This window comes from Brevundimonas sp. P7753, from assembly GCF_013386595.1.
In the GTDB taxonomy this organism is placed as follows: domain Bacteria; phylum Pseudomonadota; class Alphaproteobacteria; order Caulobacterales; family Caulobacteraceae; genus Brevundimonas; species Brevundimonas bullata.
Window position 1 is genome coordinate 1 of record NZ_JACARP010000098.1, and the last position, 1,143, is coordinate 1,143.

Genomic DNA, 1,143 nt, shown 5'->3' on the forward strand with positions numbered 1-1,143 from the left:
GCCGATCCAGCGCGCGGCCCTGCGCGGGCTGGCGGCGGGGATGACCCTGCGCGGCACGCTGGATCTGGTGGCTGACTTCCGCAAGGGCGACGACGCCACGCCGGTCATCCTGATGGGCTATCTGAACCCGGTCGAAAGCTACGGATACGAGGCCTTCGCCCGCGACGCNNTGGCGGCGGCGCTGGACGCGCAGGGCGTGTCGCTGATCCGGCTGGCCACGCCGACCTCGGACGACGAGCGGCTGCAGGTCATCGCGCGCGGCACCTCGGGCTTTGTCTATTACGTCTCGGTCGCCGGCGTGACCGGGGTCAAGGAGGCTGTGGCGGCTGACGTCGCCCCCGCCGTCGAGCGCGTGCGCAAGGCGACTGGCCTGCCGGTCGCCGTCGGCTTTGGCGTCAGGACGCCCGAGCGCGCCGCCGAGATCGCCCGCGTGGCCGATGCGGTGGTGGCCGGCTCGGTCTTCGTCGATGAGGTCGCTGCGGCTCTCGCAGCGAACGAACCCGCCGTCCCTCGCGTTCTGGCCAAGGTCAAGGCGTTGGCCGATGCGGTGAAAACCGCCAGAACTCGTGCTTCGCCCCTTAGTGCTTTCCTTGGGGAAACCGTTTAAAGGCGCGCCCATGCCCGATAAGAATCTCGAGAACAAACCGCGCGGCGGCTGGCTGTCCCGCTTCGCTCCCGGCGTCCGCAAGATCGTCAGCCGGCGCGACACGCCCGACAATCTGTGGGTCAAGGACCCGGACAGCGGCGAGATGCTGTTCCGCACGGACCTGGAGGCGGCCCTCTGGGTCACGCCGTCGGGCCGCCATATGCGGATCAACGCCCCGACCCGTCTGAAGGCCACCTTCGACGAGGGCAAGTTCGAGAGCATCGACACCCCGGACGTGCCGGAAGACCCGCTGAAGTTCTCGGACGGCAAGCCCTATCGCGAGCGCCTCAACGCCGCGCGCAAGGCGGCAGGCCGAAAGGACACCATGGCCATCGGGTTCGGCAAGATCGACGGCGTGGCCGCAGTCGTCATCGTGCAGGACTTCACCTTCATGGGCGGGTCGCTGGGCATGGCGGCGGGCGAGGCCTTCATCGCCGCCGCCCGTGAAGCCGTGAAACGCGGCGTGCCCTTCGTCTGCTTCACCGCCGCCGGCGGCG

2 protein-coding genes are annotated in these 1,143 nt (G+C 69.6%); both read left to right on the top strand.

What is annotated here, in order from left to right; translation table 11 throughout:
- A partial coding sequence (locus HX774_RS16310; RefSeq protein WP_178828501.1) for a tryptophan synthase subunit alpha occupies positions 1–607 on the top strand: 607 nt, incomplete at its 5' end.
- 10 nt (positions 608–617) lie between these two features.
- A partial coding sequence (locus HX774_RS16315; protein WP_304488864.1) for a carboxyl transferase domain-containing protein occupies positions 618–1,143 on the top strand: 526 nt, incomplete at its 3' end.